Annotated in this window: 4 protein-coding genes; 3 read left to right on the forward strand and 1 reads right to left on the reverse strand. The window is 68.8% G+C overall.

The features are described from left to right. The first annotated feature begins 147 nt into the window (after positions 1–147). On the forward strand, positions 148–2,274 hold the full coding sequence (gene ligA, locus ACN675_RS28100) for an NAD-dependent DNA ligase LigA (RefSeq protein ID WP_420753943.1): 2,127 nt from the start codon (positions 148–150) through the stop codon (positions 2,272–2,274). A 63-nt stretch (positions 2,275–2,337) separates the two neighbouring features. After that, complete coding sequence (locus tag ACN675_RS28105) at positions 2,338–2,826, forward strand: GNAT family N-acetyltransferase (RefSeq protein WP_420753940.1); 489 nt, start codon at positions 2,338–2,340, stop codon at positions 2,824–2,826. A 33-nt stretch (positions 2,827–2,859) separates the two neighbouring features. On the opposite strand, the gene ACN675_RS28110 is transcribed toward ACN675_RS28105, so the two are convergent. Then, a complete protein-coding gene (locus tag ACN675_RS28110) occupies positions 2,860–3,510 on the reverse strand; it encodes an amino acid-binding protein (RefSeq protein ID WP_420753941.1) in 651 nt (216 codons plus the stop codon). Positions 3,511–3,823: 313 nt separating this feature from the next. Between ACN675_RS28110 and gatC the strand changes: the two genes are divergently transcribed. Then, positions 3,824–4,078: Asp-tRNA(Asn)/Glu-tRNA(Gln) amidotransferase subunit GatC (gatC, locus tag ACN675_RS28115; protein WP_420753942.1), on the forward strand; the 255-nt coding region annotated here is incomplete at its 3' end.

The following is a 4,078-nucleotide window of genomic DNA, read 5'->3' on the forward strand; positions in this document are numbered from 1 at the left end:
GGGCGCGCACCGCGCTGCGCCTGACCCGCGACGTGGCCGCGGCGTTCGCCGAGGACCCGGAATCCCTCTGATCACCCGGGCCGAGCGGCCGGGAACTGTCGGCGGCCTCGACTAGGCTTGCGGGCTGTGAGTGAATCGACGGACGCTGTGGGTGAAGCGACGAGCGCAGAGGGTGAATCGACGAGCGCAGCCGTCACCGCACCTCCCGAGGCCCGCGAGCGCTGGCAACAGCTCGCCGAGGAAGTGCGCGAGCATCAGTTCCGCTACTACGTGCGCGACGCCCCGATCATCTCCGACGGCGCGTTCGACCAGCTGCTCGGCGAACTGAACGCGCTCGAGGAGCAGTACTCGGAGCTGCGCACGCCGGATTCACCGACGCAGCTCGTCGGCGGCGGCTTCGCGACCGACTTCACCGCGGTCGACCATCTCGAACGGATGCTCAGCCTCGACAACGTCTTCACCGAGGACGAACTGCGCGGCTGGCTCGCCCGCGTCGAGTCCGAGGCCGGCAGCAACCTGCACTACCTCTGCGAGGTCAAGATCGACGGTGTCGCTCTGAACCTCGTGTACGAGAACGGCAAGCTCGTGCGCGCGGCGACCCGCGGCGACGGCCGCACCGGGGAAGAGGTCACGCTCAACGCACTGACCATCGACGACATCCCGGAACGGATCACGGGCACCGACGATTTCCCGGCCCCGAGCGTGCTCGAGGTGCGCGGCGAGGTGTTCTTCCGTCTCGAGGACTTCCAGGCGCTCAACGCGAGCCTCGTCGCGGAAGGCAAGGCGCCGTTCGCGAATCCGCGCAACTCCGCCGCGGGCTCGCTGCGGCAGAAGAACCCCGCGGTCACCGCCAAGCGGCGGCTCGGGATGATCTGCCACGGGTTCGGGCGCCTCGAAGGCTTCGAACCGGCCACCCAGTCCGAGGCGTACACCGCGCTCGCGGCGTGGGGTCTGCCGGTCTCCCCACACACCGTCCGCGTGCAGGGCGCCGACGCGGTCGTCGAGCGGATGAAGTACTGGGGTGAGCACCGACACGACGTCGAGCACGAGATCGACGGTCTCGTCGTCAAGGTCGACGAGATGTCGCTGCAACGGCGCCTCGGCGCGACCTCCCGCGCGCCCCGCTGGGCTATCGCCTACAAGTACCCGCCCGAAGAGGTCACCACCAAACTCCTCGACATCCGTGTGAGCGTCGGCCGTACCGGCCGCGTCACTCCGTTCGCGTACATGGAACCGGTGACGGTCGCGGGATCGACGGTGTCGCTGGCGACGCTGCACAACGCGTCCGAGGTGGCACGCAAGGGTGTGCTCATCGGCGACACCGTGGTGCTGCGCAAGGCGGGTGACGTGATTCCGGAGGTGCTCGGTCCGGTCGTCGACCTGCGCGACGGCACCGAGTGCGAATTCGTGATGCCCACCGAATGTCCCGAGTGCGGAACGCCTCTCGCGCCGGCGAAGGAATCCGACGTCGATCTGCGGTGCCCGAATCAGCAGTTCTGTCCGGCGCAGTTGCGCGAACGCGTCTTCCACGTGGCCGGGCGCGGCGCGTTCGACATCGAGGCGCTCGGCTACGAAGCGTCGACGGCTCTGATCAACTCCGGTGCGATCGGTAACGAGGGCGATCTGTTCGCGCTCACCGCCGAGGACTTGATGACCACGTCGATCTTCCGTACCACCAAGGGCGCACTGTCGAAGAACGGCGAACGGTTACTCGAGAATCTCGAACGCGCGAAGGACAAGCCGCTGTGGCGCGTGCTCGTCGCACTGTCCATCCGGCACGTCGGACCCACCGCGGCGCGGGCGCTCGCCACCGAATTCGGCAGTCTCGAACGGATCCGGAACGCGTCGGTGGAAGAACTGGCTGCCGTCGAGGGGGTCGGGCCGACCATCGCCGCGTCGGTCGACGAGTGGTTCAAGGTGGACTGGCACCGTGAGATCGTCGACAAGTGGGCGGCCGCCGGTGTCCGCATGGAGGACGAACGCGACCACTCGATCGAGCGGACTCTCGAGGGACTGTCGATCGTCGTCACCGGCAGCCTCGAAGGGTTCTCCCGTGATCAGGCGAAGGAGGCCATCCTGCTGCGGGGCGGGAAGGCCGCCGGCTCGGTGTCGAAGAAGACCGCCTTCGTGGTGATCGGCGACGCCCCCGGATCGAAGGCCGACAAGGCTGCCGAGCTGGGCGTTCCGATCCTCGACGAGGCCGGATTCCGGAAGCTGCTCGAGTTCGGTCCGGACGCGGTGACGGGCACGGGCGAGGGCAACGACGACGACTGAGTGTGGTGAGGATCGCGTTCCGGTGTTTTGGGTGGCCGCGGGATCGGCTGTCATAGTGCACAAATGATCGAAATCAGGCGTGTGAGCCCGGACGAGTACGAGACCGTCGGCGACCTCACCGTCGACGTGTACGTCGGCGGCGGCTTCGTCGAACCCGACGACCCTTACGTGGCGCGGCTGCGCGACACGGCCACCCGCGACGCTCAGGGCGAGGTCGTCGTCGCGGTCGCGGACGGCGAGATCGTCGGATCGCTGACCCTGGCCGAACCGAAGTCGCGTCTCGCGGACATCGCGGAAGAGGACGAACTCGAACTGCGGATGCTCGCGGTCGCACCGGCCGCCCGACGCCGCGGAGTCGGATCGGCCCTCGTCCGGCACGCCCTCGACACCGCGTACGAGCGCGGGGACCGCGCCGTGGTGATCTCGACCGAACCGGCCATGGTCGACGCCCGTCGCATCTACGACCGCAACGGATTCGTCCCGGTCGCCGAACGCAACTGGGTGCCGGTGCCCGGTGTCGAGCTGACCGCGATGGTGCGCGAACTGGTCTGACCCGGTACGCCCGGCATCACCCCCGGCGCAGCGTCACCCCAGAACGGTGCCGATGATGCCGGCGAGGTAGCCGAGCCGGGCCACCTCGGACGGCCGGAACTCCGGTCCACCCGGCCGTCCGAGCATGAGCACCCGGGTGGGGGATCCGAGCGGTGCGGCGGCGAGTGTCGTGTCCATCTGCCGCCACACCGCGGGAACCCACCCGGCCTCGTGGTCGAGCAGCTGCGGCTTCTCGAGCGGCATCCAGGGCAGGTTCAGTGCGTGGGTTTCCGGGGCGCCGGGACTCCCCGCGACCCGGTAGGGGCCGTTCGGGCCGACGGCGATGACCGTTGCCCAGCCGACGCGCAGCACGCGCGGCGCACCGTCGGCGAGGATCTGGAGCCGGCCGTCGCGCGCGGTGGCCACCTGGTCGATCAGCTCGAGTTCGCGGTGGGTGTCGAGCATGCCCGCGTACGGCCGGATGGAGTCGACGGTGACGCCGTCGAGCGCCTCGGCGGCGGTGATCAGCGTGTCGGGGAGTTTGCCGGGTTCGACGTCGACGACGAGATCGTCGATGGCGAAGTCGGCGCCGCGTTCGACGACATCGAGCGACAGGATGTCCGCGCCGACCGATCCGAGCGCTACGGCGAGCGCGCCGAGGCTACCAGGTCGATCGGGTAGCTGGACACGCAGCAGGTACGACACGTGCGTCCTTTCACCTATGGGCCGATTCGAGTGCACGCCGATGGCCGGCGCGCTGCATGTTGAGGCCGCACAGGCGACCCCCGACTGCGACCATCCTGTCACCTTCGAGGCCTGTTGGGTGCACAAATTCCGGACGAAACGGACCGCATCGCTGCAAATCCGCCGGTCGCGGGTGGGCGTGAAACACGATTGATACGCGCGTTTCGCGTCCCCGAAACGATTCGGTCGCCTCCCGGGGCCGCACAGGAGGCCGAACCGGGCACGCACTACGCTGGATGCGACGTTCGTTCTCCCATGAAAGGGGTCACCGAAGGTGCCTGCCATCTCCCGTGACGAGGTCGCACACCTCGCCCGGTTGTCCCGGCTCGCGCTGTCCGACGCCGAACTCGACGAGTTCGCCGGCCAGCTGGATTCGATCCTCAGCCATGTCAAGGCGGTGTCGGAAGTGGCCGCGGACGACGTGGCGCCGATGGCCAACCCGAACGCGGTGACCAACGTGACCCGACCCGACGTCGTGGTGCCGGGCCTCACCCCGGAGGAAGCGCTCTCGGGTGCACCGCTCGTCGAG

The organism is Rhodococcus sp. O3 (genome assembly GCF_048897285.1).
In the GTDB taxonomy this organism is placed as follows: domain Bacteria; phylum Actinomycetota; class Actinomycetes; order Mycobacteriales; family Mycobacteriaceae; genus Rhodococcus.